We start from the raw sequence: 24365 nt of genomic DNA, 5'->3' as shown, positions 1-24365 counted from the left end.
CATGCAGCGCCCGGCGTACTCGACCACCAAGCGCGCGATCTGGCTGAACTGTTTCCTGGCCTGGGCCGTGATCGTGCTGCTGGCCTTCGGCGCCGTCTGGGGCTCCGACCAGGCCGTCGCCTTCGCGCAGATCGCCCTGCCATCCATGGTGCTGCTGATCGGCGGCACGCTAGGCATCCATCGCCACTACGGCTCCAAGGATTTCGCGGCCAGCCATGAGCGCGGCGAACCGCCCCCTTACCAGGCAAGAGACCAGCCGGGAGGTGGGGCATGATTGCGTGGGCGACCGGCAAAGCCATGCCGTATCTCATCGCAGCCGCCGTGGCGCTCGCGGCGGCGGCCCTTTTCACCCTCGGCATCGCCAAGCTCAACGGCATGATCGAGACGGCGCGCCAGGAGGCCAAGACGGCCCGCGACGCCTACTGGCAAGGCCAGATCTCCGAAGCCAATGCCAAGGTGTCGGCCGCCGCAGCCTCATTGGCTCGGATGGCGATGCAGAAGGACGCGGAACTGGCCGAAGCCGATCGCAAGTTCAGAGACCAACAAGCAGAAACGGAGGCCCAGAATGCGGCTCTACCTGGCGCTGACGATTGCGGCCTTAGCCGCGATCGCGTCCGCCTGCTCAACCGTCCCTGAGCTTCCCAAGGTGGAGGCCAAGGCGACCGTGACGGTGACCGCGCCGGCGCAGTCGCGCATCCCGTGCGAGGCGACGCCCTTGCCGGATCGCGACATAAGCCAAGCCGAGGCAACAGATTTCTGGTCTCGCGATCGGGGCATCATCCGCACCTGCGATAGGCGAAGGTCGGCAGCGATCGGCGCGATCGACGCGGCAGGAGGTGTCCCTTGAACGCCGAGGAAAAACTGCGCCTGGCCGAGGAACGTGTGGAAGCCGATCGCCAAAGGCGGATCGACGCCGCCATTGCGGCCGTGGCTGCGCCGGGCACCGACAGCTGCATCGACTGCGGCGACGCCATCCCCGAGGAGCGCCGCATCGCCGCGCCCTGGGCAAAGCGCTGCATCGAATGCCAGGAGTTCTACGAGGCGGAGAGGCTATCGAAATGACGCCAGCGGAAATCTCACAGTACGCGGCGCTCGCGCTCGCTTTCATTGCCTTGGCAGGCCACCTCAAGAACTGGCTGTCGTCGGGCGAGAAGGACCTCGAAAAGACGGTCGCGTCGCTCGCCGTCGACACCGAGGCGACGGAAAAAAAGGTGATCGAGCATGACCGGCGCATCCAGACGCTGGAGGGCGAGGTCAAGCATCTGCCCAACAAGGATGCCGTCCATAATCTGCAGCTCGACCTCACAGAGTTGAAGGGGCACGTCGCCACCATGGCGAAGTCGGCCGAGGCCACGGAACGGACGACGCGCCGGGTCGAGGAATTCCTGCTCAATCGGGCGAACTGAGGAACCGACCATGGAAGACTACAAGCGCTGGGTGGATGAAAACATCCGCCTGATCATCCTGAAGGATCTGGCCGACCCGAAGCTTGAAGGGTCGACCAATACGTTCCTGCTCCAGAAGCGCCTGGAGTGCTTCAACTATCGCAAATCACGCGACTACATCCGCAATCAGCTGCTTTGGCTGGAGCGCGAGGTCGGCGCGGTGCAGACGCGCGACGAAGGCACCGAGACCAGCGCGATCATCACCCGCGCCGGCCGCGACCACGTCGAGCGCCGCTGCTACCTGACGGGCGTGCAGCACCCCGGCGATCCGGAGTAAGCCATGGCCCCGCACACGCGCCCGCGTCCGTCGTCGATCGACCTCCTGCCCGAGGAGTGCGAAGGCATTGTCGCTTGGGCGGCCCAGGAGCTGGCCAACACGCCGCGCAGCCAGACCGAGATTTACGCGGAGTTCGTGCTGAAGCTGCAGCAGCTGCAGGCCGAGCATCGCGGCGAGCTGGAGTTCGCCATTCCGGCGTTTTCGTCGTTCAATCGACACGCGCTACGCCTCGCCAAGCTGATGGCCCGCCAGCGCCGGGCGCAGCAGATCGCCGACGCGGTGAACAAGGACACCGCCGGAGAAAGCGCCGATAGCCTGACCCAGGCGGCGACGCGGATGATCAAGGTGTTGATCGTCGAAATGGCGGAAAACGCCAACGACAAGAATTTCACGCCGAAGGAGGCCCTCGCGGCCGCCGGCGCGTTGCGGCAGTTGGTCCAGGCCGAGGGCTTCTCCACAGTGCGGCGGCAGAAGCTTGCCAGAGAGCTGAGCGACAAGCTCGAAAAGGCAGGAGCCGCGATCGAGAAGTCCGGCGGAAAGACCGGCATGTCCAAGGACATCGTCAAGCGCTTCAGGGCTGAACTCGGCATCGACAAGGAGATGTGATGAGCGCGCTTCCCGATGGCGAGGATTTCAAGGTCGGCCGGGCTATCACCGAGGAGGAGTGGGTCGAGCTGCGGCGGCAATCGCTTTACGGCCTGCCGCCCGAGCTGGCGATGCTGCCCGTCATGGACGTGCTGCTTCCCTACCAGAAGCAGTCGATCAAGACGCGCCTCAAGTACTCCGTTACCTTCATCGAAAAATCGCGACGCACCGGGCTCACCTGGGCGTTCGCGCTTGACGCCGCCCTCGTCGCCGGGGCCGAAGCCAAGGCCGGCGGCATGGACGTCTGGTACATCGGCTACAACCTCGAAATGGCGCGGGAGTTCATCGACGTCGTCGGCATGTGGGCAAAGCTCGTTGCCGAGGTGGCGATCGAGGCCGGCGAATGGCTGTTCGAGGATTACGATCCGGCGACCAAGGAAACCCGCCAGATCAAGGCCTTTCGCATCCGGTTTGCATCCGGGTTTGAAGTGGTCGCGCTCCCGTCGTCGCCGCGCTCGCTGCGCGGCAAGGCCGGCTATGTCATCATCGACGAGGCGGCCTTCCACGACGATCTCGAAGAGCTGATGAAGGCGGCGATCGCGCTGACCATCTGGGGCGGAATGGTCGTCGTCATCTCCACTCACGACGGCCAGGCCAACCCGTTCAACCGCAAGATCGAGGACATCCGTGCCGGCCGGTTACCCTACGGCCTGGTCCGCATCGACTTCGACGACGCGCTCGAGGGTGGCCTCTATCAGCGCATCTGTCAGCGCAAGGGCGAAGAGTGGACCGTCGAAAAGGAGGCCGAATGGCGCGCCGGCGTCATCGGCGACTATGACGAGGCGGCCGACGAAGAGCTGTTCTGCATTCCGTCGGAAGGCTCCGGCTCGTGGATCCTGCCTGGTGTTATCTCCAACTGCATGCGGCAGGACGTTCCGGTCATCCGTTGGGAGATGCCGACCGAGTTTGCCGCTCGGCCCGAGGAATATCGCCGAGCTGCGGCCATCGAGTTCCTCGAGCGCGAAGTCGCGCCGCTGATGGATCGGCTCAACCCGAAACTGCGCACTGCCTATGGCATGGACTTCGCCCGCGTCGCCGATCTCAGCGTATTCTGGCCTGTGCAGATCGAGGACACGCTGTTCAAGCGCACCCCGTTCGTTTTGGAGATGCGCAATATCCCCTTCGACCAGCAGGAACAGGTGATGTTCTGGCTCTGTCGGCGCCTGCCGCGCCTGGTCAAGGGAGCCATGGACGCCGGCGGCAACGGTGCTTCACTGGCGGAGAAGACGGCCCAAAAGTTCGGCCTTAGCCGGATCGAGCAGATCAAATTCAGCGTCGACTGGTATCGGATCAACATGCCGCCGCTCAAGCGGACCCTGGAAGCGGTCGGCATGTCGTTGCCACGGCATGCGGACATCCAAGGCGACTTTGGCACCGTCAAGATGGTCGACGGTGTGGCGCGCGTTTCGGCGATCAGGACCACCGAACGTGGCGAAGGGGCGGTCAGCGCCAAGAAGCGGAAGCGCCATGGCGACGCGGCGATTGCGGCGGCGCTGGCACACTATGCGTCAGAGCGGCCGTGGCAGGAATTTTCCTACCAGCGCACCGAGACCAAGCAATCGAAGTTCGACGAGCAGCGGGACAGTGCCAGCCTCGACGATACGGCCGATTCACGTTCCGGCCGCCAGCGCCTTTCCCGCTATCGCCGTTCGAAAGGAACATTCTGATGCCGCTGCTCGATCAGTACGGCCGCCCGATCGACACGGCGGCACTCAAGAAGGAACAGGGCGGACCTACGGTCGCCAGCGTGCGCCGGCCTCGCGCCTATGACCAGGCAGCCGGTTTGACGCCAGGTCGTCTCGGTCGCCTGACAAAGCAGGCGGTGCTCGGCGATCCGGAAGGCTATCTGGCGCTGGCCGAGGACATGGAAGAGCGCGATCTTCACTACGCGGGCGTATTGTCGATCCGCAAGCGCCAGGTGGCGAGCCTGGAAACGACCGTCGTGCCGGGCAGCGAGGACGCGCCGGGTCTCAAGCATGCCGACTTCATTCGTCAATTGGTCGAGCGGGATGAGTTCGAGACCGAGCAGATCGATATGCTGGACGCGCTGGGCAAGGGGTTCTCCGGGACGGAAATCATCTATGACACGTCTGAAGGGCAATGGACTGTCGACGCGCTGAAATGGCGCGACCCTACCTGGTTCACGTTCGACCTGGTCGACGGCGAGACGCCCTATTTGCGCGACAGTGCGATGAACTTGCCTCTGCAGCCTTACAAATGGATCTTTCACACCGCAAAGGTGAAGTCCGGCCTACCGATCCGGGGCGGCATCGCCCGCGCCGTGGCCTGGACCTACCTGTTCAAGGCGTTCACGGCGAAGGACTGGGCGATCTTCTGCGAGGCATACGGCCAGCCGCTGCGGCTCGGCAAGTATGGCGAGGGCACGTCGGACGCGGACAAGGACATCCTGCTCGAGGCCGTGACCAACATCGGCACCGACTATTCGGCCATCGTGCCCGAGTCGATGCTGATCGAGTTCATCAAGGCCGATGTGCAGGGCAGCCACGAGCTTTACGAGAAGCGAGCCGATTGGCTCGATCGCCAGGTGAGCAAGCTGGTGCTTGGCCAGACTGGCACCACCGACGCGATCGCCGGCGGCTACGCCGTTGGCAAGGTTCACGACGGCGTGCGTGACGACATCGAGCGATCGGATGCCAAGCAGCTGGCGGCTACGCTCAACCGCGACCTGGTGCGCCCGCTGATCGACCTCAACTTCGGGCCGCAGAAGCGCTACCCGAAAATCCACATCGGTCGGCCGGACGAGGTCGACGTCGACAAGCTGACCGCCAACATCGCCAGGATGGTGCCGCTCGGCCTTCGGGTTGGAGTCTCGACGCTTTATGGCAAGCTCGGCATCACCGAGCCGAAGCCGGAGGAGGAAATTCTGCGGGTAGCGTCGCCGCCGCCGACCACGGATAACAACACAGAGCAACCGCCGGTACCGCCGGCCGCCAAGGCGTCGGCGCAGCGGGCCAGCGCGCCACCCACCGACGCGATCGACGACGCGGTGACCGCGAGCGTCGATGACGGCTGGGAGGAAATGGTGTCGCCGATGATCGACGGCCTGGAGGCGAAGATCGCCGCCGCCGGATCGCCCGAGGAGGCGCGGCAGATCCTGGCCGATCATTTCCGTGGCATGGGTACCGAAGCGATGACCGAGCTGCTGGCGCGGCTGATGTTCGCCGCGCGCCTCGCCGGAGAAGCCGATCAGCGCCTGAGCGACGAGGCCTGACATGGCGGTCGTGCTCAAGCCCCTGACGCCGGCCGAGGCGATCGCCGCCTATCGCCGGCGGGGGCAGAACCCGGTCGAGAGCTTTTCCTGGCAGGACCTGTTCGAGAAGGACCATGCCAACGCCTTCAGCGTCGCCAAGTCGGCCGGCTTCGACATTCTCACCGACATCGACAAGGCGATGACGGCCGCGCTGGCCGAGGGAAAGACGCTGGACGAGTTCTCGCGGACGCTGCGGCCGGTGCTGACCGACAAGGGGTGGTGGGGCCGCAAACTGGCCGTCGACCCGCTGACCGGCGAGGAGCGCGTCGTCCAGCTCGGCAGCCTGAAGCGGCTTAAAACAATCTTCGAAACCAATTTGAGGGTGTCCTACGCCGCCTGCCATTGGTCCTCTTTCGAGCGCAACAAGGCCAGCCGGCCATTCCTGCGCTATGTCGCCATCCTGGATGAGCGGACCCGGCCGGCGCACCGCGCCCGGCACAACCTGGTGCTGCCCGTCGACCATCCCTACTGGGATACCTGGGCGCCGCCGTGCGGCTGGGGGTGCCGCTGCACGCTGCAGAGCCTCAGCCAGCGCGACGTCGATCGTCTGAAGCGCGAAGGCGAGATCCTGAAGTTCGAGCCGCCGCAGGACACTTTCCGCGACTATGTCAACACGCGCACCGGCGAAGTGACCCGAGTGCCGGACGGCATCGACCCCGGTTGGGCCTACAACCCCGGCAAGGCGGCAATCGAGGCCATGCTGCGCCGGGCGGAAAAGCTGGTGACCGCGCCGCCCAGACTGGCGGCAGCCCATGCCGATGCCACCGACGCCGAGGCATTCCGGACCTGGTTCCAATCCGCCGATCGGCGTCGGCCTGGCGTGGTGGTCGCCGGCGCCGTGTCGGACACAGTGCTCGACGACCTCGGCCGGCGCGGCAAGGCGCCGGCCAGCGCTGCCGTGATCATCACCCGCCAGACGGCGACAAGCATGGCGAAAGCGTCGGCAGCCGAGGCCGATCCGCAGGCAGTCGCCGAGCTGCTGTCCGGCCTGCCGTCGCTTCTGACCCGCCCGACGGCCGTCATGCTCGATCGCCGGGACGGGTCGCTGGTCTACGTGCTGGCGTCAAGCCGGCTCGGCACCGGCCGGCTGCTGGCGGTCCGGGTGGTCTACGCCCGCAAGGCCGTGAAGGGCGGCCAGCCGATCCAGGCATTCTCGGTGCGCTCCTACCAGCTGGTCGATCGCGTTTCGCTGCTCGATCTTTCGACGTTCGCACCCATCGAGGGCGCGGTACCATGACCGCCGGAGCCACATTGGCGAAATTCGCCTCAGGACGGCATTGCAAGGTTCGGGGGTAGCGGTGTAGCCTCCAGACGCAGGACGAGGCTCCACGGACGAATTTTCCCGTTTGAAACTCGTTTTAATCCAGAAGCGATGAGCGATCGCCCCGGCTGACGCAGCCGGTGACCCCTCACGCATGTGCGTGGGTGTTTCGGCCGTGCCCGATTTGGGATGGTCGGCCCATGCTGAACATCGCCTCAACCCGCTCCAAGCTGCTCGCGTCCGCTTTCGTCGTCGAACTCGGCGACAGCGCGCAGCCGTGGGTGCAGATGATGCCGGCCGGAACCTTTACCGGTCGCGACGGTCGCGGTCCGTTCATCGCCGGCAACAAGGCACGCATCGAGAGGATCGCCGAGGCGACCCGCCGCTACCACGGCGCCACCGAGATGGTCATCGACTACGAACACCAGACGCTGAAGGCGGCCGAAAGCGGCAAGCCGGCACCGGCTGCCGGCTGGGTGAAGGAGATCGAGGCGCGCGACGACGGGCTCTATGGCCGCGTCGAATGGACGGCCAACGCCGCCGCCGCGATCGCCGCCAAGGAGTACCGCTATCTGTCGCCGGTGCTGTTCCACACGGCCGACGGCCACGTGCTGGGCCTGAACATGGCCAGCCTGACCAACGTTCCCAACCTGCAGATGGCCGAGGTGTCGGCCCACGCGGCGGAAATCTTTCAACCCGCAGAGGATCAAGATCCCATGCTTGCGAAGCTGAAGAAGCTCCTCGGTCTGCCCGAGGACGCCACCGACGACGCCGTCTTCACGGCCGCCCATTCTCTCGCGACCGGCGTGTCGGCGATGGCTGTTCTGGTCGGCAAGCCCGAGGGCACGCCGATCGGCGACATCACCGCCGCGATGACGTCGGCCATGGCGGCTGCAAAGCCGACGGAGCCCGACCCGACGAAGTTCGTGCCGGTCGCCCAGGTGTCCGCCCTGCAGGCCGACCTCAACACGCTGAAGGCCAACATCGCCAAGTCGGCTGCCGAGACTGACGTCGACGAGGCCATCAAGGCCGGCAAGATCGTGCCGGCGCTGCGCGACTGGGCAATCTCGCTGCACACCGCCGACACCAGCGCCTTCAAGGCGTTCGTGTCCAATGCGCCGGTGCTGACCTCGGCACAGGTGAGGGGCAACAAGCCCACCGGTGGCGAGCCCGACCTCAGCGACAGCGACGTCACCGCCATGCGGGCGCTCGGCCTCAGCAAGGAAGAGTTCCTGAAGGCCAAGGCCAGCGAGAAGGAGCAAGGCTGATGACCGCCCTCACCAAGGATCGCAACACGCCGCGCGCCGCCGGCGAAATCAAGAGCATGCTGCTCGCCGCCTCAGCGCTGATCTTTGCCGGCGGCATCGTCATGCGCAACGCATCGGGCTACGCGGTGAAGGGCCAGGCGGCCCTCGGCCTGCGCGCCGCCGGCGTCGCCATGGCCCGCGTCGACAACTCCGACGGCGACGCCGGCGACCTTCGCGTCAACGTTCGCGAGGGGTGCTACCGGTTCGCCAACTCGGCCTCCACCGACGAGATCACGATCGCCGACATCGGCAATCTCGCCTACGTCGTCGATGACCAAACGGTCGCCAAGACCTCGGGCGGTTTCACCCGTTCGCTGGCCGGCTTCATCCGGGACGTCGATGACCAGGGCGTCCTGGTCGAGTTCTGCGAGGACGATATCGGCGCCGTCATCAAGAACGGCAAGGTCTACGTCACCACCCGCGTCGCTACCCTGGTCGGGACCAACGTCTACCGGGTTGTTGCCCCGGTGGCCGGCCGCATCACCAAGATCTGGTCGGTGATCGAAGGTGCCCTGACGACGGGCGACGCCACGCTGACGGCCAAGATCGGCGCGACGGCTGTGACCGACGGCGTCATCACCATCACGCAGGCAGGCTCGGCCGCCGGCGACGTCGACAGCGCCACGCCCTCGGCCGCCAACGTGGTCGCCGCCGGCGACGGCCTGTCCGTCACCGTGGGCGGCACCAACGCCACGGCCTCGGCCGCCGTCGTCACCTTCGAGATCTCCATCATCTGACGGCGCCGCCGGCGCCGCCTCACCCAACCACGCCCAGGGGATTCCCATGGAAGTCAATGCCGCCAATCTCAACAGCCTGCGCGTCGGCTATTCGGCCGCCTACCAGCGTGGTCTCGGCCAGGCCCCGTCGCAGTATCCGCGCGTCTCAACCATCGTGCCTGCCAGCCAGAAGGAACAGAAGTACGGCTGGCTCGGCAAGATCGCGAAGGTTAGGGAATGGATCGGGCCCCGCCTCGTCCGCTCAATGGAACAGCACGACTACTCCATCAAGGAGAAGAAGTGGGAACTGACCCAGGCCGTCGATCGTGACGACATCGAGACCGACAACCTTGGCATCTACGGGCCGATGTTCGAGGAAATGGGCATGTCGACCCAGTCGCTTCCCGACGAGCTGGTGTTTGGCCTGCTGAAGGATGGCTTCTCGACCGTCTGTTATGACGGGCAGAACTTCTTCGACACCGATCACCCGGTACTGGACAAGGACGGTAACGAGACCTCGGTGGCCAACACAGATGGAGGTTCCAGCACGCCCTGGTTCCTGCTTTGCACCAATCGGCCACTCAAGCCGATCATCCTGCAGCGGCGCAAGGACTTCCAGTTCGTCGCCAAGGACAATCCGGACGACGACAACGTCTTCAACAACAACGAATTCGTCTACGGCGCCGACGCCCGTATGAACGTCGGCTTCGGCTTCTGGCAGTTTGCCTGGGGTTCCAAGCAGACGTTGGACGCCACGCACTACGAGACCGCGCGTGGTGCCATCAGCGGCATGAAGGGCGACCATGGGCGGCCTCTCGGCCTGATGCCCAACCTTCTCGTTGTTCCGCCCAGCCTGGAAGGCGCCGGCCGCGCCCTGCTGCAGTCCCAACTGGTCAACGGCGGCGAAAGCAACAAGTGGGCCGGCACCGCCGAGCTGCTGGTTGTTCCCTGGCTCGCCTGACGACGGGTGGGCCCCGTCGTCACTTCCTCCGTCCCGGCCCTGTGCCGGGGCGGAGTTTCCCAAGCCGGCGTCAGCGCCGGCCCGGCAAACTCCGAGAGGCACCATGGCCAAGAGCGTCACCACTTCCACCGCCAAGCGGGCGGCCTCAAAGAAGGCGCCTGCCGTCATCACCGAAATTCCAGGGGGGCTCCCGTCGGCGACAGCCACAGCCCCGCAGCACGCAGAGCCGGAGCCCAAGCCCGTTGAGGGGGGCGCGGCGTCGTCGAGCACGGAGGCTTCGATCGCCGCCGCGCAGGCGACGGGAACCGGCGAGGCCGTCGGCCAGGTCGTGACGGGCGACCTGCCGGCGACCGACGCAACGAACCAGGCGACCGGAGCCGAGGCGGCGCGCAAGCGGGTCTCCGAGGCGTTCGACGAATTCGGAACCAGGACGATCCGGATCACGTCCAGGATCGAGGGTTTCCGTCGGGCGGGCATGCGGCACAGCAAGACACCCACCGACCATTCCTTCTATGCCTTCACCGCCGAGCAGCTCGATCAGCTCGACGACGAGCCCAACCTCAAGGTTGAGTATCTCTGATGGCCTACGCCACGCTCCAGGATCTGATCGACCGCTTCGGCCGCACCGAGCTGGTGCAGCTGACCGACCGGACGAACAAGCCGGCGTCGACAATCGACGAGAGCGTGGTCGCGCGTGCCCTGACGGATGCCGAGGCGTCGATCAACGGCTATGTCGCCCGGCGCTACCAGCTGCCGCTTTCCAACGTGCCGGAGGCGCTTACCAAGAAGGCCTGCGATATCGCCCGCTACTACCTGCACGGCAAGGCGGCCGACAAGGATAGCCAGGTCTATCTCGCCCACAAGGAAGCCATCGACTGGCTGAAGAGCGTGGCGGGCGGCCTGGTCGTCATCGAGGCCGAGGGTATCGCTCCGGCCGCCGCCGGCGGCGGCGTGATCCGCGCCAATCCTTCCGGCCGGGTGTTCACCCGCCAGAGCCTGAGGGACATGTGATGGCCGGCGCCAGCATCATCGTCGACGACGCCGTCGTCCTGGAAGCGATCGACGATTACGCCAACAGGTCGGACAACCGCCGGCCGCTGATGGGGTCGATCGGCGCCTATCTGGTCACTGCGTCCCAACGGCGCATCGAGCGCGAGACGGGGCCCGGCGGCGTCAAGTGGGGCCGCCTCAGCCCCCGCACGGCCAACCAGCGGGTGAACGGCCGCGCACGCGGCTATGACCACATGCTGCGGGTGAGCGGCCGGCTCTATGGCTCGCTCACGTCGGCGTCGGACAACGACAGCGCCGAGGCCGGCACCAACGTGATCTACGCCGGGCCGCATCAGTTCGGCGCCGATATCGTCCAGCATGCCCGCAGCCAGCGCATCTACCGCTTCTACGACAAGAAGTCCGACCGGATCGACTACCGGTTCCGCTCGCGCTCGCGCAGCAACTTCGAGAGCTGGGTGACGATCGGCGAGCACAAGGTGACCGTGCCGGCCAGGCCGTTCCTCGGCTTCGACGACGCCGATCGAGACGAGGTCATCCAGATTGTCGCCGACTACTACACCGAGGGTGCGCCATGATCGCCGAGATCCGCCAACGCCTCCTCGTGACCGGTACGCCCTTCGCCCTGGTGGAGGGCGCTGTCGCCCTGGCGCAACTCACGGACAGGCCGCCGCAGCTGCCCGCCTCCTACGTGTTCATGGTGCGGGAGGCCTCCGAGCCGAATGACCGCATGAACGGCCCGGTGCTGCAGCGCACAGCCGCCGATATTGCCGTGGTCATTGTCTTCGAGCAGCTCGCCGAACCGTTGGGAGAACCTGCCGCCGACGAACTCGAAACCATGCTCGCCTGGGAGCGCGGCCGCCTTATCGGCTTCGGCGGCACGACCTTCGAGCCGCTCGAGCACGTTTCCGGCGAGCTGGTCCAGGCCAAGGGCGGCGCGGTCTGGTGGCAGGACACCTACGGCACCGCCTACTACCAGGAGGAACAGTCCTGATGAACCGCATTCCCGGCGGCGGCTCCTACAGCCGCGACCCGAAGACCGGCGCGCTGACGCGCCGCACCGAACCCGCCACCGAGGTGGAAATCATCGTTCCGTCCGAGGCGAAGGTCACGGTCAATGTGACACCCGCCGCTGCCACCAAGCCCGCCAAGAGGAGCAACTGACATGGCCAAGAAGTGGCGAAACAGGGCGATCCTCGCCAAGATCGAGACCACCGCCGGCACCGATGCCACCCCGACGGGGTCGGCCAATGCCATGCAGATGACCAACGTCAGCCTGGAGCCGCTGCTCGGAAACGATCTGAGCCGCGACCTTGTGCTGCCCTACCTCGGCCATCAGGGCATCATCCTGGATGGCAACTATGCCCGCCTGACCGGCGAGGTGGAGATCGCCGGCGCCGGCGCCGCCGGCACCGCGCCCGCCTATGGCCCGCTGCTTCGGGCCTGCGGTCTCGCCGAGGTGGTGACTGAGGACGTCGACGTCGTCTACTCGCCCGTCAGCTCCGGCCAGGAGACGGCGACGATCTACATGAACAACGACGGCGTGAACCAGGCACTGGTCTATGCGCGCGGCACCGTAACGATGGACGTCAAGCCCGGCGCCATCCCTCGGTTCCGTTTCGTCATGACCGGCCTGCTGGGCACCATCGCCGACGCCGCTTTGCCGACCGTTGATCTAGCCACCTTCATCAAGCCGGTGCCGGTCAACAAGGCCAACACGACCTTCTCGCTGCACGGTGCCAGTCGCATCGCCGAGGGCATTACCTTCGACCTCGGCAACCAGGTGGAGACGCGCTTCCTGATCGGCGCCGAGACGGTGGAGATTGTCGACCGGCAGATGACCGGTTCGGTCATCCTGGAAATGGTGGCCTTGGCCACGAAGAACTGGCTGGCGACGGCCCTGGCGCACACCACCGGCCCGCTGGCGATGGCCCACGGCGTGACGGCCGGCAACATTGTCGAGTTTGGCGCAGGCAAGGTGCAAATCGGCCGGCCGACCATCGGCGAAACGCAGCGCATCCTCAACAACACGCTGCCGCTGATGGTCTTGCCGGACACCGGCAACGACGAGTTCACCATCACCGTCAAGTGACGCCTGCGGGCGGTTTCGAAGGGCGTTCCAACCATGTTCAAAGTCGTTTCCAACCTGACGTTCTGGTGGCCGGTGAAGGTGCTGGAGCCCGATCCGGACCGGCCGGGCAAGCTCCAGGAACAGGAGTTCGAAGCCGAGTTTCGGCTGATCGATCGCGCCGAGACCAAGGCGTCGGCGGAAGCGAGGCGCCAAATCATGGCGCGGGTGTCTCCCGACCTCGACGAAGCAACGCTGAAGGCGGTCGCCGACGAGTTGGAAGCACACGACAAGGCGGCGGTACGGCGGGTGCTGGTCGGCTGGCGCAACGTGGTCGACGACAAGGGCAACCCGATTGCCTTCGACGAGAAGACATTCGCCGCGCTCTACGACATGGACCGCGTGCGCGCGGCGTTCAACCGGGCCTATGGCGAGGCGATCGCCGAGGACAAGGCCCGCCTGGGAAACTGACGGAGGCGGTGGAGGCCTGGGCCGCCGCCTACCTGGGACAGACGCCAAGGGACAAGCCGACCACCGTCGACGACGACCTGGCCGGCCAGTTCAAGAAGATGGGCGTCACGATCACGGCGACGCCCGCCGACGAAGCGACGATCGAGATCCATCCGGCCAACGAGCCAGCCATCGCGGCCTGGCTGGAGTGCGAGACGAGCTGGCGGACGGCGGCGACGATGGCCGGACTGATCTACATCGGCCTCGACTACGTGGCCTGCCGGCTGGTGCTGGATGACCTCGGGTCGCCCAAGGGCACGTTCGCGGATCTCAGACACATGGAACGGGCGGCGCTGCCGCTGCTCAATAAACGGGACGAGTGATGGCCAACCAATTCCGGGTCTCCATAGGCGTCGATCTCGATGCCGCCCGCGCCAAGGCCGGCGCCGGCGAGACCCGGCAGGCCATCCAGTCGATCGGCGAGTCGGCGACGCAGGCGACGCCGAAGGTGCAAAGCCTGGATGCTGCCCTCGGCGGCCTGCACGACGGCGCTGCCCAGGCCAAGACATGGCAAGGCATCCTCGCCTCGGAAGGCATGGCGCTCGACAATCTGCGCGCCAAATACAACCCGCTATTCGCCACCATCCAGCAGTACAAGGCGGCGCAGACCGAGATCCGCACGGCGCACGCCATGGGCGCCCTGTCGGCTGATGAAATGACTGCGGCACTGGCCCGGCAGCGGCAACAGGCGCTGTCGACGATCGCAGCGATCAAGGGGCTGGGAACGGCGCAGGCACAAAACGGGGCCGCTAGCGCAACACGGCGAAATTACGGCTGGCAGCAGCTCGGGTTGCAGGGCAACGACGTTTTGACCATGGCGATGTTGGGCGCGCCGGCGGGTCAAATAGCCGCCAGCCAAGGGCCGCAGATCTTCCAGACGATGCAGATGTGGGATGGTGGCGTGTCTGGCGCCATGTCCGACATTTCGTCGACGGTGACTGGCCTGATCACGCGGTTTCCACTCCTGACGGCCGCCGCAGCTGCCGCCGGTCTAGCCATGACCGGGATCTATGTCATCACGCGACGCGAAGGGCCAAGCACCGAGGAAGCACTCGCCCGGCATGAAGAACTGGTCAAGCGCATCAAGGATGCCTACGGCGATGCCGCCGCCAGTGTGGGCAAGCTAAGAACAGAAGAAAAGAGCATCCTGGCCTTTCAAGCCGGACAGAATGCCACCGACCTAAAAACCAATCTGAGCGCCGAGCTTGAGCGCGAACGCAACGCGTTGAGAGCAAGGTTCATTGACCAGAGCGGGATGACCTTTGGGGCCGCGCTTCCCATCGAAGCCCCACTGAGAAGCTTCATCGAGTCCAGCGACGAGAGCGGCAAATCGCTGGAGGAGTTGCGCAAGAAGCTCACCGATATCGGAGCTAACACCGCTGACAACGACCTGAAGAAGTTGATCGACTCGATCATCGAGACGACTGCCGAAACGGACACGCTGCGCGCTACGGTCGAAACGGCGCTTCGCGACCTTCCGAAGCTGTCGGCCGAGTATCAGAAATTCGTGCGCAACCAGGCGCTGGCTTCCAACGGATTTCGCCAGCTCGGCGATTTCATTCCGGACCAACGCACCAACGCTCAGAAGATCGAGGACATCTACGGCTCGTCGATCGGCTCCGCTCAGACGCTTGGCGAAGTCGAGACGCTCAACCGCCGGCGGGCCGAGGCACTTGCCGAAGTGCAGCGGCAGCTCGATCTTACCCGCCAATCCGACGATCTCGGCACCCAAGCCATCCTGGCCCGCACGGCCGCCGAGCGGGCGTCGATCGCCGCAGCCCAGGCCCGGGTTGAAGCCCTGCGCCAGGGCGGTCGATCCGAGGCGGAAATCGCCGAGGCCGAACGCGCAGCGCGTGCCAACGTGTTCGCCCAGGAGTCCGCGTCATCCCGCAGCACGCTGGAGCAGGCTCAACGCTCAGCCGCCGGCGTCGGGTTGACTGGCCTGCCGGCGACGATCGCGCAGATCAACGCTCGCTATGACCTGGAGATCCAGAAGGCGGAGGGCGCGAAAGAGGCGATCGACAACCTGCGCAAGGCGCGCGAGCTGGAGATCCAGACGGCGACCAGGTCGGCGGCGATCCAACCGTTGCAGGATACCGCGCAGTCGGCGTCGGAGCTGGAGCGGGCCGTGGCCCTGCAGCGGGCGACGTTCGGCAAATCGGCCGGGGATGCGGCAAATCTCACCGAGCAGATGCGGCTTTACAACGAGTATGCCCGCGCCGGCATCCAGATCACGCCGGAACTGAGCCGGGCGATCGCCGAGGCCGGAGCCCGCTATGGCGCCGCGGCCGGCGAAATGGACAAGGTCACCAAGGCGCAACAGGACGCAATCGGCCGCATAGACGGCCTTCGGTCGGCCACGAATTCGATGCTCGGCTCGCTGTTGGAGGGCGACTGGGACAGCATCGGCAAGACCGCGACAAACTGGGCGTCCGGCATCATCACCGACCAGCTGACGCAGGGGCTGCTCGGCCGCCAGGGCGAAGCCGGCGGCGGGCTGTTCGGAGATCTCGCGTCGAGCCTGCTCGGCGGCACGGCGCGCGGCGCCTCGGCCGCCAACCCGGTGTTCGTGACCTTCGGTGGTGCCGGCGCCGGCGGCCTGTTCGGCAACCTCACCGCCGCCAACAGCAACGGCCTCGGCGTGGTGGGCGGCACCAGCATGCTGTCGCGGTACCGCGAGGCGATCGCGTCGATCGAGAGCAGCGGCCGCTATGGCGCGCTGGGCCCGGTGACCGCGAGCGGCGATCGGGCCTATGGCCGATACGGCGTGATGGGTTCCAACGTCGGCCCCTGGACGCAACAGGCGCTCGGCTATTCCATGACGCCGAACCAGTTCCTCGGCTCATCGACTGCCCAGGACGCGGTGTTCAACAAGATCTTTGGCGGCCTGCTGTCGAAGTTCGGCAACGCCGACGACGCGGCCAGTGCCTGGTTTACCGGTCGGCCGCTGGCACAGGGCGCCAACGCCACGGATATTCTTGGCACCACGGGCAGCGCTTACGTCGACAAGTTCAACGCCGCCCTGGGCACGGCGACCACTGGCCTCGAGTCGTTTGCCAGCACCACAAGGGGCGCCAGTACGGGGAGCATCGGGGCAGCCTCCGGTTATCCGGCCAGCCTGACGGCGACGCCGGCACAGGCAGCCATGATGCCGGCCGGCGTCTCGCCTTACGGCACCGGGTGGGCGGAGCAACAGGTGAGCGGGCTTTCCGCCTCGTTCTCGGTGCTCAACCAGGGCGTTTCCAGCATCGTCGACCAGTTCGTGCCGGGCCTCGGCTCGGTGCTGGGACAGCTACTCAACGGCATCGCCAGTGCCGGCGGCTCGTCGGGCGGCGGCGGCGGATTTTTCTCGTGGATCGGGTCGCTGTTCACCGGCGGCAGCGGTTGGGGTGCGGACAACTCGGCAGCTTTCATGCCCTATGCCTATGGCGGCATCCCACCAGGGCGAGGCCTGCACAGCTATGCCAACCAAGTGGTTTCGACGCCCACCGTGTTCGCCTTTGCCAAGGGCGCAGGCGTCATGGGGGAGGCTGGCGAGAAGGAGGGGATTTTTCCGCTGACGCGTGACGCGGCGGGCCGGCTGGGCGTGCGCGCTTCGTGGGCGGGCCAGGGCGGACAGGATTCGGGGACGAGCGTCCAGATCAACAACTACTCCGGCGCCAGGGTGGAGCACGAGACGACGCGCGACAGTCGCGGTCGGCGCCAGGAGAAGTTCGTCATCAGTGACGCGGTGGGCGACGCGGTTGCGACGCCGGGCGGCGGCGCTGACAGGGCGATGCGCCAGAAGTATGGCGTACGGTCGCGGGGGATACCGCGATGACCGTTCCCACCTGGCCGGCCAGCCTGCCAAAGCCGGAGCGCGACAGCTGGTCGCGCTCGCCGCTCGAGGCACGCATCAAGCGGCAGACGGAGTCCGGCCCTCCCGGCTATCGCCGCCGTTTCTCGTCGGTCGCAAAGTCGGTTTCCCTGTCGATCGTCGTCAGCCGCGCCGGCAAGGCAGTGTTCGATCAGTTCTATGAGGAGACGACGGCTTTCGGCGGGACGCCGTTCTACATGCCCGACCCGACGACCGATGGCTGGGCGCTGCTCGACGGCGCCGGCAATCCGATGCTGACCGAAAGCGGGGAGCCGATCCTCATGTCGGCGCAGTGGCTCTGCCTGTTCGCCGACGATCTTCCGAAGGAGACGATCCAGGGCGTCGAGTTCCGAATGGCCTTCAGCGTGCTGGTGATGCCATGAGGCGCGTCTCGCTCAACGCCCGGCTGATGCAGGACGCCGTGTCGTCCGACCAGGTCTACGTCGTCCTAGTCCACATCACCCATCCGGATCTTGACGAACCGGTGCTGCTGTCCACCGACAACACCGAGCGTCTCTCCGATGAGCCACTGATGTATGGCACGCGGTCGACCTGGATGGACGCCACCGAGCCCTATCTGTTCGTTCTGGCCTCGACGCTGGTGCCAAGCGACCTCGACGACGCGCCGACCTCGGCGACGCTGATCCTCGAAAACGTCGACAACGACATCGCCAAACTTCTCCGCAGTTTCACGACGCCGGCGACCATGGCCGTGGCCGTCGTGCTGGCCAGCTCGCCGTCGCTGATCGAAGCCGAATGGACCGGCCTGGAGATGAAGACGGCCGACGGCGACGCCGCCGAGGTGCGCCTCGAAATCAGCCGCGCTGACATCGAGGAGGAACGCTCGCCCGGCCACCGCATGACCAAGGATTTCTTTCCGGGGCTGTTCGCATGATCGTCAAGAGCTGGACCAACGCCTACGTCGGCACCCCGTTCGACCGCTTCGGCGCCAGCCATGCGGGCTGCAACTGCTGGGGCCTAGTCGTGCTGATCTACGCCGAGCAGCTCGGCATCACGCTGCCGGACTATGCTGGCGCCTATGCCTCGCCCGAGGAGCAGGCCGAGGTGGCCGCGCTGGTGGCGGCCGAGCGCGCCGACCCTGCATGGACCCGTGTGTTCGACGCAAGACCGCTCGACGTGCTGCTGTTCCGCCGAGGCCATCTCGATACTCATGTCGGCCTCTACGTCGATCGCGGCCTGATGCTGCACGTGACGGCCGACGACTGCGCCAAGCTCGAGCGCTTCGAGACAGGCACCTGGGGCCATCGCCTGACAGGCATCTACCGCCACGTCAAAGCCGCTTCGAACGGTGTTTCAGGGGGTGTGGAATGAACGCACCCACGACCATTCCTGTGCTCGCAGCACCGCTGTTCGATCCAGGCGCGGGCCGCGTGGATCTCGACCTGCCGGCCGGACTGACGGTGGCCCAGATCGTGGCGCTGGCGCTGCCGGAGGCGACGGAGCGCGATCTGGAGCACATGCGCGTGACCCTGGTGACGCCGCAGGGCATGGCCGTCATCGAGCAGCAGGCCTGGTCGGTGGTGAGGCCGAAGCCGGGGGTGCGCGTGGTCATCCGCATCGTGCCGGGCAAGCAAATCCTGAAGGCCGTGCTGATGATCGTGGTGTCGATCGCCGCGATCGCCCTCGGTCAGCTCTGGGCCCCGGCGCTCGCCGGCACCTGGGGCCTGGGTGCTGCGGCCTGGGCCGGCATCATCGGCGCCGGCATCACCGTCGTTGGCTCGCTGCTGATCAACGCCTTGATCCCACCCGCCAAGCCGAAGACGCGCGACACTACCCGCAACGAGACCTACACCATCAGCGGCTGGCAGAACCGCTTCGACCCTGACGGCGTCATTCCAGAGATCGTCGGCACGCTGCGCTATGCGCCGCCCTTTGCGGCCCGGTCCTACTCGGAGATCGTCGGCGACGTGCAGTACATCCGCGCCGTGTTCTGCGTGGGCTACGGCGGCGACTATGGCCTCACCATCGATGCCCTCAGGATCGGCGAGACGGCGATCGAGGAGTATGACGAGGTCGAAATAGAGACCCGCGAGGGGCTTGCCACCGACCAGCCGCTGACACTCTATCCGCGCCAGGTGGTGGAGGAGTCGGTGGGCGCCGAGCTGGTACGCCCGCTGCCGCGCGACGACGCCGGCAACGTGATTTCCGGCGCCTCGATCGAGACGCCCGTCGTGCGCACCACCGGCGCCGACGCCTCGGGCTGCAGCGTGATCATCGGCTTTCCGGGCGGCCTCGGCACCGTGGACGACAACGGCAACACGCGGTCGATGACGGTGAGCGTCCGCATCCGCCAGCGCCGGCGGCTCACCGCAACCACCACCACCGACTGGGCCGAGGTGGTGACGCTGAACCTTTCCGCCGCCAAGCTCGAAGGCATCTATCGCCAGTACAGCTGGGAGTTTGGCGCGCGCGGCCGCTACGAGATCGAGCTGACGCGCCTCACCAACGAGCAGACCTCGACGCGGACGCAAGCGCGCTCGAGCTGGCTGGCCATTCAGACACAGCGGCCTGAGTACCCGCTGGCGTTCCCCTGGCCGCTGGCGCTGGTGGCGCTGCGCGTTAAGGCCACCTACCAGCTCAACGGCAGCCTCGACAACTTCAACGCCCTGATCTCCCGCCGCTGCCTTGACTGGGACGCCGAGACCGAGACTTGGGTGGCGCGGGAGACGCAAAACCCGGCTTCGATCTACCGTTACACGCTCCAATCGCCGAGCAACCCGCGCCCAGTGACCGACGTGGAGATCGACCTCGACACGCTGGCCGACTGGCACACGTTCTGTGCCACCAAGGGCCTCAAGTACGACGCGTCGCACGACGATGATCTGACGCTGCGCGAGCGCCTGGCGGAGATCGCCGTTGCCGGGCGCGCCTCACCCCGCCACGACGGCAAGCGCTGGTCGGTCGTGATCGACCGGCCGCAGACGCTGGTGATCGATCACATCAACCCTCGCAACAGCTGGGACTTCAGATGGTCTCGTACCTATTTCAAGCCGCCGCACGGCTTCAGGGTGAAGTTCCAGGACGCGACCAACGACTACAAGCAGGCGGAACGGCTGGTGCCGTGGCCCGGTCATTCTGGCCCCATCACGCTCTCCGAGCAGCTGGAACTGCCCGGCAAGACCGACCCCGACGAGATCTGGGTCGAGTCCCGTCGTCGTATGTACGAGGCGCTCTATCGGCCGGACACCTTCACCTGCATGCAGGATGGACCGGCACGCGTCGCCACGCGCGGCGACCTGGTTGCCGCGTCCTACGACGTGCTCGAGCGCACGCAAGTCGCCGCAAGGGTGGTGGCCGTCTCGGGCGATCGCCTGGTCGTGCTCGATGACGTCGTCACCATGGTCGACGGGCGAAACTACGGCATCCGGTTCCGCGTGTTCGCCGACGAGGACGACACGATCGGCATCAGCGTGCTGCGGCCGGTGCTGACCATTGTCGGCGAGCAGCGGTCGGTGCTGCTGGAGGGCGCGGGGGATCTGCCCATCGAGGGCGATATCGTCCACTTCGGCGAGCTGCTCACCGAGTCTCTTCCGCTGATCATCACTCGCGTCGAAGCGGGCGAGGAGATGTCGAGCGCGCTGCGCGCCCAGGCCGCCGCGCCGATCATCGACGAGCTGACCGACGAAGAGGTTCCACCCGCCTGGTCGGGCCGCGCCGGCTCCGAGGTGGGCGACAACATCGGCCAGCCGCCGGCGCCGAAGATCTCGTCGATCAAGACGGGCGTGTCCGGTACCGGCGTTGCCGGCCGGATCAGCGTTCTCGTCTCGCCGGGCTCCGGCGCAATCGAAAGCCAGACCTTCAAGCTGGAGCATCGGCTGAACGGGGCGACGACGTGGACCATCGTTTCGTTCCCGGCTGTCGATGGTGGCGTCGATCTCGACGTCTACGCTACCGGCGACCCCGTGCAGTTGCGAGCTTACGCCGTTTCGCCCGCCGGCGTCGCCGGCCCCAACACCACTGTGGTGATGATCACGGTGGGCGGCAGCGACAAGCCGGCGCCGACCGACCTCGACGACGTGATGATCTCGATCGCCCCACTGCTCGGCGGCGCCGTCGTCATGTTTTCTTCGACCGGCGATATCAACACCGTTTCCGTCCGGATCTACCGGTCGACGTCATCGACGCTCGATCGCGACACTGACCTCGTCGCCACGATCGGCACGACGCCCTCGCAGAGCTACTCTCAGCCGATCGGTGACAGCACGCGGGAGACCATGATTGCGGGCGGCAGCTTTGCGAGCGGCGCCGCCTGGACCTACGGCGCCGACTGGGACGTCGCCGCCGGCGTCGCCACCCATACGCCGGGCGATGCCGGCGACATCGCCCAAGCTCTGGCCATGGTGGCCGGCAAGACCTACCGCGTGCAGTTCACCGTCAGCGGCCGGACGGCCGGCAGCGTGCAGCCCATGCTCCAGGGCGGCACGTCCGTGCCGGGCGCTGCCCGCAGCGCCAACGGGCTGTTCTCGGATCGTCTGGTCGCCTTGTCCGGCAACGACACCTTTGCCCTCATGGCGGATGCGGATTTCGACGGCTCGATCGACGACGTGGTCGTGTTTGTCGAAACGGCTACCTGCCTTGAAATCGGCACCCATCACTTCTGGCTCGAACCCTTCAACTCGGACGGCCTGGCTGGCCCGACGTCCGGTCCCTTCAACGTGAGCATCAGGTGACATCATGGATACCGGCGTTCCCTCTCCGAACCTTCCCCGTGCCACCACCTCGGAAAGCCTGCTGGTCAACAGTCCGGCCGGAACCTCTCGACAGACGGTGCAGGACCTGGCCCTGCAGCTGGTGTCGAGCGAACCGATGCGTCTCGCCACGATGATCGGCAGTCTATATCGCACAGAGGCTGACCTTCCGGCCACAACTGCGCAGGTGACACCGTGGGTATGGGCCGACCCCGATCCTGAGAAAATCGGCATCTATGACGTGGTAGACGGGCTTTGGGCGAAGGCACTGCCGCTGCCCTATAGCATTATTCCGGCTGAGGTGGACGATGGTGACGCCGTCAACGCGCGGCGCCTGACCACCAGGCTGCCGCTTTACAGCGGAGTGGCAGTGATCATTCCGGTGGTGGGCGACAATACTGCTAGCCCGGTGACGGCTTCGTTCGATGGCGGGGAAACCAGCCGAACGATCAAAACAGCGTCCGGCGGGGATGTTCCTGAGGGTAGCCTGACCGCTGGCATGAAGCTGATTGGCATGGTCCAGGATACGACGATCCACTTGGTCAGCGATGCCAGCTATGATGCTGTCATGCAGGAGCGTCTGGCGGCGACAACTCAGGCCAAATCGGATGCGCTAACGGCAAGAGCGGTTGCGCAAATTGCCGCTGGCAATGCAGGCCAGTCGGCTACAGACGCCGCTACATACGCAGGCGCGGCGGCTACTACCCTCGCCACCGTCATCGCGTCTGCTGAAGCCGGCGGTCAGGCGCGCATCTTCGATACGAAAGCTGCGGCAACGGCGGCCATCTCCACGATCGCCGACCAGGAGGTCGTTGAAGTCCTCATTGACGAGACTTCCGGCGGGGGGCGAACCCGCTATCGTAAGCAAAGCGGATCGCTGGTTTTCAAGCTACGTCTCGATGAGACCTGGGACAAACTCATCGAGAAAATCGCAGAAACTGGTGAAGACATCATCGGGCAGGCTTTGGCTGAGCTCCCGGCTATCGCTACCAATCGCTATACGGGACGTAGCCTGAAAGACCGCTTCTCTGATGTGGTTAGCATTATGGACTGCGGAGCGGTGCCGGGCGACGATGACGCACACGCGGTGGCCAACGACTTGGCGTTCACAAAGGCAATCTCTAAGCTGTCGCATGGCAGTGTGCTGATCATTCCCGATTTGGGAATGCCGTTCGTCATCGGTCATATGGTAAGCGTGAACATCGGTTATGTTCGCATCGCTTGTTTCGGAAAATTGAAGGCCTCGGCCTCGTTCACCGATCCCTATATGTGGTCGAATGACACTTCAGCCGACCGCTCAGAGAGCACATGGTACTGTGCCCCTATCCTCGTAGATATGCTCAACTTGGACTGCGCCTATAAGACACGGGGGCTTTACCAATATAAGCTCGATCATCAAACGCTTGACAGCGCTCGAGTTGAAAGGGCGTTCGGAAACGCAATTTATATCGACCGAATGCGAGAGAGTACGATCTACTCTCCAACGATAATCGAAGCCAAGGCACGGCAGCGCTTTTCCAATCCCGCCCAATGGCTGGCGGGTACCACATATGCCGTTGGAGATCGCGTCAGAGCTGTGAACGCTGCCTGGGACAGCGCTACAGCATACCCCCAAGGAGACATCGTCGAGTATGGTGGCGGGCGGTATATATCTCGAAAAGCGTCGACCAACCAAGCGCCTGGGAGCGATTTTGCCAGTTGGCAACCAATCCCATTCGAGGACTACGAGTGCGTTATCTCTGGGACCGGGAAGAATCCCTTTACTTACAACACCAACAGCTCGATCTCCGGCAACAGATACTGGAAAAAGGTCTATCAAGATGAGGCGGCGTTGGAGATCGTCGACAGCGTTCAGGACAATGCGGACCGATCGAACGGCAACCATATCTACACGCCGGTGATACGGGACTGCGCAAACATGTGCTTGATGCGGGTCGACAGCAACAAGTCCGGTCCTGCATTCGGCCCGCTTTCGGTCCATGGCGGCCACATACATGACATTGTACAGGGAGCCTCCTCGTATCCAGCGGATCTAGCCGGCGCTGAAACAACACCGATGCGCCGAGTTCTCGAGATCGGTTATGCTTTTGCCGTGGCGTTCTATGGGACACAATTGCGAGCGAGCGACGCTAACTCTTCGATCGTTGTATTGATCGGAGATGGCGGTGCAACGAAATTCGCGAGCTTCGTTTCCTTCTTGGAAGGGTCGATCTCCTCGGGGGGGTCGGGCGCCGTTGGTATTCTCATAATGCCCTCGGTAACGAACCAGAGCATAAAGTCGACGAGCAGAATGTTGGTGGGTAACGGTGGGACAGACGCCCTTCCGATTCT

General features: G+C 65.4%; 27 protein-coding genes. All 27 read left to right on the top strand.

From position 1 onward, the window contains the following. The first annotated feature begins 1 nt into the window (after window position 1). On the top strand, window positions 2-274 hold the full coding sequence (locus tag H512_RS24355; protein WP_210162712.1) for an NAD(P)+ transhydrogenase beta chain: 273 nt from the start codon (window positions 2-4) through the stop codon (window positions 272-274). After that, window positions 271-636, top strand: coding sequence for a hypothetical protein (locus tag H512_RS0115520; protein WP_026784224.1), 366 nt, complete (start codon window positions 271-273; stop codon window positions 634-636). The genes H512_RS24355 and H512_RS0115520 overlap by 4 nt, the downstream gene beginning before the upstream one ends. Further along, window positions 566-847 carry a hypothetical protein gene (locus H512_RS27040; RefSeq protein WP_156899518.1) on the top strand — a complete coding sequence of 94 codons (282 nt, stop codon included), beginning with the start codon at window positions 566-568 and terminating at the stop codon, window positions 845-847. Before H512_RS0115520 ends, H512_RS27040 begins: the two co-directional genes overlap by 71 nt. Next, the gene (locus tag H512_RS24350) at window positions 844-1062 is read left to right on the top strand and encodes a TraR/DksA C4-type zinc finger protein (RefSeq protein ID WP_036792092.1); all 219 of its coding nucleotides are present in this window, start codon (window positions 844-846) and stop codon (window positions 1060-1062) included. The genes H512_RS27040 and H512_RS24350 overlap by 4 nt, the downstream gene beginning before the upstream one ends. After that, on the top strand, window positions 1059-1406 hold the full coding sequence (locus H512_RS0115510; RefSeq protein ID WP_026784223.1) for a DUF2730 family protein: 348 nt from the start codon (window positions 1059-1061) through the stop codon (window positions 1404-1406). The genes H512_RS24350 and H512_RS0115510 overlap by 4 nt, the downstream gene beginning before the upstream one ends. Window positions 1407-1416: 10 nt before the next feature. Further along, window positions 1417-1722: a VpaChn25_0724 family phage protein gene (locus H512_RS0115505; protein WP_036792091.1), complete on the top strand. Its 306-nt coding sequence runs from the start codon at window positions 1417-1419 to the stop codon at window positions 1720-1722. A 3-nt stretch (window positions 1723-1725) separates the two neighbouring features. Further along, window positions 1726-2328, top strand: coding sequence for a phage protein Gp27 family protein (locus H512_RS0115500; protein WP_026784221.1), 603 nt, complete (start codon window positions 1726-1728; stop codon window positions 2326-2328). Beyond that, a complete protein-coding gene (locus tag H512_RS24345) occupies window positions 2328-4034 on the top strand; it encodes a hypothetical protein (protein ID WP_053239936.1) in 1707 nt (568 codons plus the stop codon). The genes H512_RS0115500 and H512_RS24345 overlap by 1 nt, the downstream gene beginning before the upstream one ends. Next, window positions 4034-5599, top strand: a complete 1566-nt coding sequence (locus tag H512_RS0115490; protein ID WP_026784220.1) for a DUF935 domain-containing protein — start codon at window positions 4034-4036, stop codon at window positions 5597-5599. Before H512_RS24345 ends, H512_RS0115490 begins: the two co-directional genes overlap by 1 nt. A 1-nt stretch (window position 5600) precedes the next feature. Beyond that, complete coding sequence (locus tag H512_RS25900) at window positions 5601-6875, top strand: phage head morphogenesis protein (protein ID WP_053239935.1); 1275 nt, start codon at window positions 5601-5603, stop codon at window positions 6873-6875. 224 nt (window positions 6876-7099) lie between these two features. Further along, window positions 7100-8167: a phage protease gene (locus H512_RS0115480; protein WP_026784219.1), complete on the top strand. Its 1068-nt coding sequence runs from the start codon at window positions 7100-7102 to the stop codon at window positions 8165-8167. Continuing rightward, the gene (locus tag H512_RS27465) at window positions 8167-8943 is read left to right on the top strand and encodes a hypothetical protein (protein ID WP_210162711.1); all 777 of its coding nucleotides are present in this window, start codon (window positions 8167-8169) and stop codon (window positions 8941-8943) included. Before H512_RS0115480 ends, H512_RS27465 begins: the two co-directional genes overlap by 1 nt. A gap of 46 nt (window positions 8944-8989) precedes the next feature. After that, entirely contained in the window at window positions 8990-9883 is an 894-nt protein-coding gene (locus H512_RS0115470; RefSeq protein ID WP_026784218.1) for a Mu-like prophage major head subunit gpT family protein, read from the top strand. 103 nt (window positions 9884-9986) lie between these two features. Next, window positions 9987-10463, top strand: a complete 477-nt coding sequence (locus H512_RS0115465) for an HI1506-related protein (RefSeq protein WP_026784217.1) — start codon at window positions 9987-9989, stop codon at window positions 10461-10463. After that, window positions 10463-10894 (top strand): gp436 family protein, encoded by a 432-nt coding sequence (locus tag H512_RS0115460; RefSeq protein ID WP_026784216.1) that lies wholly within the window; start codon window positions 10463-10465, stop codon window positions 10892-10894. Before H512_RS0115465 ends, H512_RS0115460 begins: the two co-directional genes overlap by 1 nt. After that, on the top strand, window positions 10894-11469 hold the full coding sequence (locus H512_RS24330; RefSeq protein ID WP_053239934.1) for a phage virion morphogenesis protein: 576 nt from the start codon (window positions 10894-10896) through the stop codon (window positions 11467-11469). The genes H512_RS0115460 and H512_RS24330 overlap by 1 nt, the downstream gene beginning before the upstream one ends. Then, a complete protein-coding gene (locus tag H512_RS0115450; RefSeq protein ID WP_026784215.1) occupies window positions 11466-11885 on the top strand; it encodes a phage tail terminator protein in 420 nt (139 codons plus the stop codon). Before H512_RS24330 ends, H512_RS0115450 begins: the two co-directional genes overlap by 4 nt. Continuing rightward, window positions 11885-12055, top strand: coding sequence for a hypothetical protein (locus H512_RS27035; RefSeq protein WP_156899517.1), 171 nt, complete (start codon window positions 11885-11887; stop codon window positions 12053-12055). The genes H512_RS0115450 and H512_RS27035 overlap by 1 nt, the downstream gene beginning before the upstream one ends. Window position 12056: 1 nt before the next feature. Further along, a complete protein-coding gene (locus H512_RS0115440) occupies window positions 12057-12983 on the top strand; it encodes a phage tail tube protein (RefSeq protein ID WP_026784214.1) in 927 nt (308 codons plus the stop codon). Between the two features lie 33 nt (window positions 12984-13016). Continuing rightward, window positions 13017-13430 (top strand): phage tail assembly chaperone, encoded by a 414-nt coding sequence (locus H512_RS0115435; protein ID WP_026784213.1) that lies wholly within the window; start codon window positions 13017-13019, stop codon window positions 13428-13430. A gap of 8 nt (window positions 13431-13438) precedes the next feature. Then, window positions 13439-13792: a DUF1799 domain-containing protein gene (locus H512_RS0115430; RefSeq protein ID WP_026784212.1), complete on the top strand. Its 354-nt coding sequence runs from the start codon at window positions 13439-13441 to the stop codon at window positions 13790-13792. Further along, window positions 13792-17289, top strand: a complete 3498-nt coding sequence (locus tag H512_RS0115425) for a phage tail length tape measure family protein (RefSeq protein WP_026784211.1) — start codon at window positions 13792-13794, stop codon at window positions 17287-17289. Before H512_RS0115430 ends, H512_RS0115425 begins: the two co-directional genes overlap by 1 nt. Next, complete coding sequence (locus tag H512_RS0115420; RefSeq protein WP_026784210.1) at window positions 17286-17708, top strand: hypothetical protein; 423 nt, start codon at window positions 17286-17288, stop codon at window positions 17706-17708. The genes H512_RS0115425 and H512_RS0115420 overlap by 4 nt, the downstream gene beginning before the upstream one ends. Then, on the top strand, window positions 17705-18220 hold the full coding sequence (locus tag H512_RS0115415; RefSeq protein WP_026784209.1) for a DUF1833 family protein: 516 nt from the start codon (window positions 17705-17707) through the stop codon (window positions 18218-18220). The genes H512_RS0115420 and H512_RS0115415 overlap by 4 nt, the downstream gene beginning before the upstream one ends. Continuing rightward, window positions 18217-18657: a C40 family peptidase gene (locus tag H512_RS0115410; protein WP_026784208.1), complete on the top strand. Its 441-nt coding sequence runs from the start codon at window positions 18217-18219 to the stop codon at window positions 18655-18657. The genes H512_RS0115415 and H512_RS0115410 overlap by 4 nt, the downstream gene beginning before the upstream one ends. After that, a complete protein-coding gene (locus tag H512_RS0115405) occupies window positions 18654-22016 on the top strand; it encodes a TipJ family phage tail tip protein (protein ID WP_210162710.1) in 3363 nt (1120 codons plus the stop codon). Before H512_RS0115410 ends, H512_RS0115405 begins: the two co-directional genes overlap by 4 nt. A gap of 4 nt (window positions 22017-22020) precedes the next feature. Next, window positions 22021-24365, top strand: a 2345-nt coding sequence (locus H512_RS24325) for a hypothetical protein (protein WP_210162709.1), incomplete at its 3' end; no start/stop codon positions are given.

This window comes from Pleomorphomonas koreensis DSM 23070, assembly GCF_000425185.1.
In the GTDB taxonomy this organism is placed as follows: domain Bacteria; phylum Pseudomonadota; class Alphaproteobacteria; order Rhizobiales; family Pleomorphomonadaceae; genus Pleomorphomonas; species Pleomorphomonas koreensis.
The sequence above is the reverse complement of the archived record's forward strand: the minus strand, read 5'-3'. Positions and strand labels throughout refer to the sequence as shown.

What these genes read in the sequence shown, in the direction of transcription:
- H512_RS0115505 (WP_036792091.1), top strand. Translation starts at nt 1,417, where the DNA reads ATGGAAGACTACAAGCGCTGGGTGGATGAAAACATCCGCCTGATCATC.
- H512_RS0115465 (WP_026784217.1), top strand. Translation starts at nt 9,987, where the DNA reads ATGGCCAAGAGCGTCACCACTTCCACCGCCAAGCGGGCGGCCTCAAAG.
- H512_RS25900 (WP_053239935.1), top strand. Translation starts at nt 5,601, where the DNA reads ATGGCGGTCGTGCTCAAGCCCCTGACGCCGGCCGAGGCGATCGCCGCC.
- H512_RS0115490 (WP_026784220.1), top strand. Translation starts at nt 4,034, where the DNA reads ATGCCGCTGCTCGATCAGTACGGCCGCCCGATCGACACGGCGGCACTC.
- H512_RS27040 (WP_156899518.1), top strand. Translation starts at nt 566, where the DNA reads ATGCGGCTCTACCTGGCGCTGACGATTGCGGCCTTAGCCGCGATCGCG.
- H512_RS27465 (WP_210162711.1), top strand. Translation starts at nt 8,167, where the DNA reads ATGACCGCCCTCACCAAGGATCGCAACACGCCGCGCGCCGCCGGCGAA.
- H512_RS0115435 (WP_026784213.1), top strand. Translation starts at nt 13,017, where the DNA reads ATGTTCAAAGTCGTTTCCAACCTGACGTTCTGGTGGCCGGTGAAGGTG.
- H512_RS24345 (WP_053239936.1), top strand. Translation starts at nt 2,328, where the DNA reads ATGAGCGCGCTTCCCGATGGCGAGGATTTCAAGGTCGGCCGGGCTATC.
- H512_RS0115440 (WP_026784214.1), top strand. Translation starts at nt 12,057, where the DNA reads ATGGCCAAGAAGTGGCGAAACAGGGCGATCCTCGCCAAGATCGAGACC.
- H512_RS0115500 (WP_026784221.1), top strand. Translation starts at nt 1,726, where the DNA reads ATGGCCCCGCACACGCGCCCGCGTCCGTCGTCGATCGACCTCCTGCCC.
- H512_RS0115520 (WP_026784224.1), top strand. Translation starts at nt 271, where the DNA reads ATGATTGCGTGGGCGACCGGCAAAGCCATGCCGTATCTCATCGCAGCC.
- H512_RS24355 (WP_210162712.1), top strand. Translation starts at nt 2, where the DNA reads ATGCAGCGCCCGGCGTACTCGACCACCAAGCGCGCGATCTGGCTGAAC.
- H512_RS0115510 (WP_026784223.1), top strand. Translation starts at nt 1,059, where the DNA reads ATGACGCCAGCGGAAATCTCACAGTACGCGGCGCTCGCGCTCGCTTTC.
- H512_RS0115405 (WP_210162710.1), top strand. Translation starts at nt 18,654, where the DNA reads ATGAACGCACCCACGACCATTCCTGTGCTCGCAGCACCGCTGTTCGAT.
- H512_RS27035 (WP_156899517.1), top strand. Translation starts at nt 11,885, where the DNA reads ATGAACCGCATTCCCGGCGGCGGCTCCTACAGCCGCGACCCGAAGACC.
- H512_RS0115410 (WP_026784208.1), top strand. Translation starts at nt 18,217, where the DNA reads ATGATCGTCAAGAGCTGGACCAACGCCTACGTCGGCACCCCGTTCGAC.
- H512_RS0115450 (WP_026784215.1), top strand. Translation starts at nt 11,466, where the DNA reads ATGATCGCCGAGATCCGCCAACGCCTCCTCGTGACCGGTACGCCCTTC.
- H512_RS24330 (WP_053239934.1), top strand. Translation starts at nt 10,894, where the DNA reads ATGGCCGGCGCCAGCATCATCGTCGACGACGCCGTCGTCCTGGAAGCG.
- H512_RS0115470 (WP_026784218.1), top strand. Translation starts at nt 8,990, where the DNA reads ATGGAAGTCAATGCCGCCAATCTCAACAGCCTGCGCGTCGGCTATTCG.
- H512_RS0115415 (WP_026784209.1), top strand. Translation starts at nt 17,705, where the DNA reads ATGAGGCGCGTCTCGCTCAACGCCCGGCTGATGCAGGACGCCGTGTCG.
- H512_RS0115420 (WP_026784210.1), top strand. Translation starts at nt 17,286, where the DNA reads ATGACCGTTCCCACCTGGCCGGCCAGCCTGCCAAAGCCGGAGCGCGAC.
- H512_RS0115425 (WP_026784211.1), top strand. Translation starts at nt 13,792, where the DNA reads ATGGCCAACCAATTCCGGGTCTCCATAGGCGTCGATCTCGATGCCGCC.
- H512_RS0115480 (WP_026784219.1), top strand. Translation starts at nt 7,100, where the DNA reads ATGCTGAACATCGCCTCAACCCGCTCCAAGCTGCTCGCGTCCGCTTTC.
- H512_RS0115460 (WP_026784216.1), top strand. Translation starts at nt 10,463, where the DNA reads ATGGCCTACGCCACGCTCCAGGATCTGATCGACCGCTTCGGCCGCACC.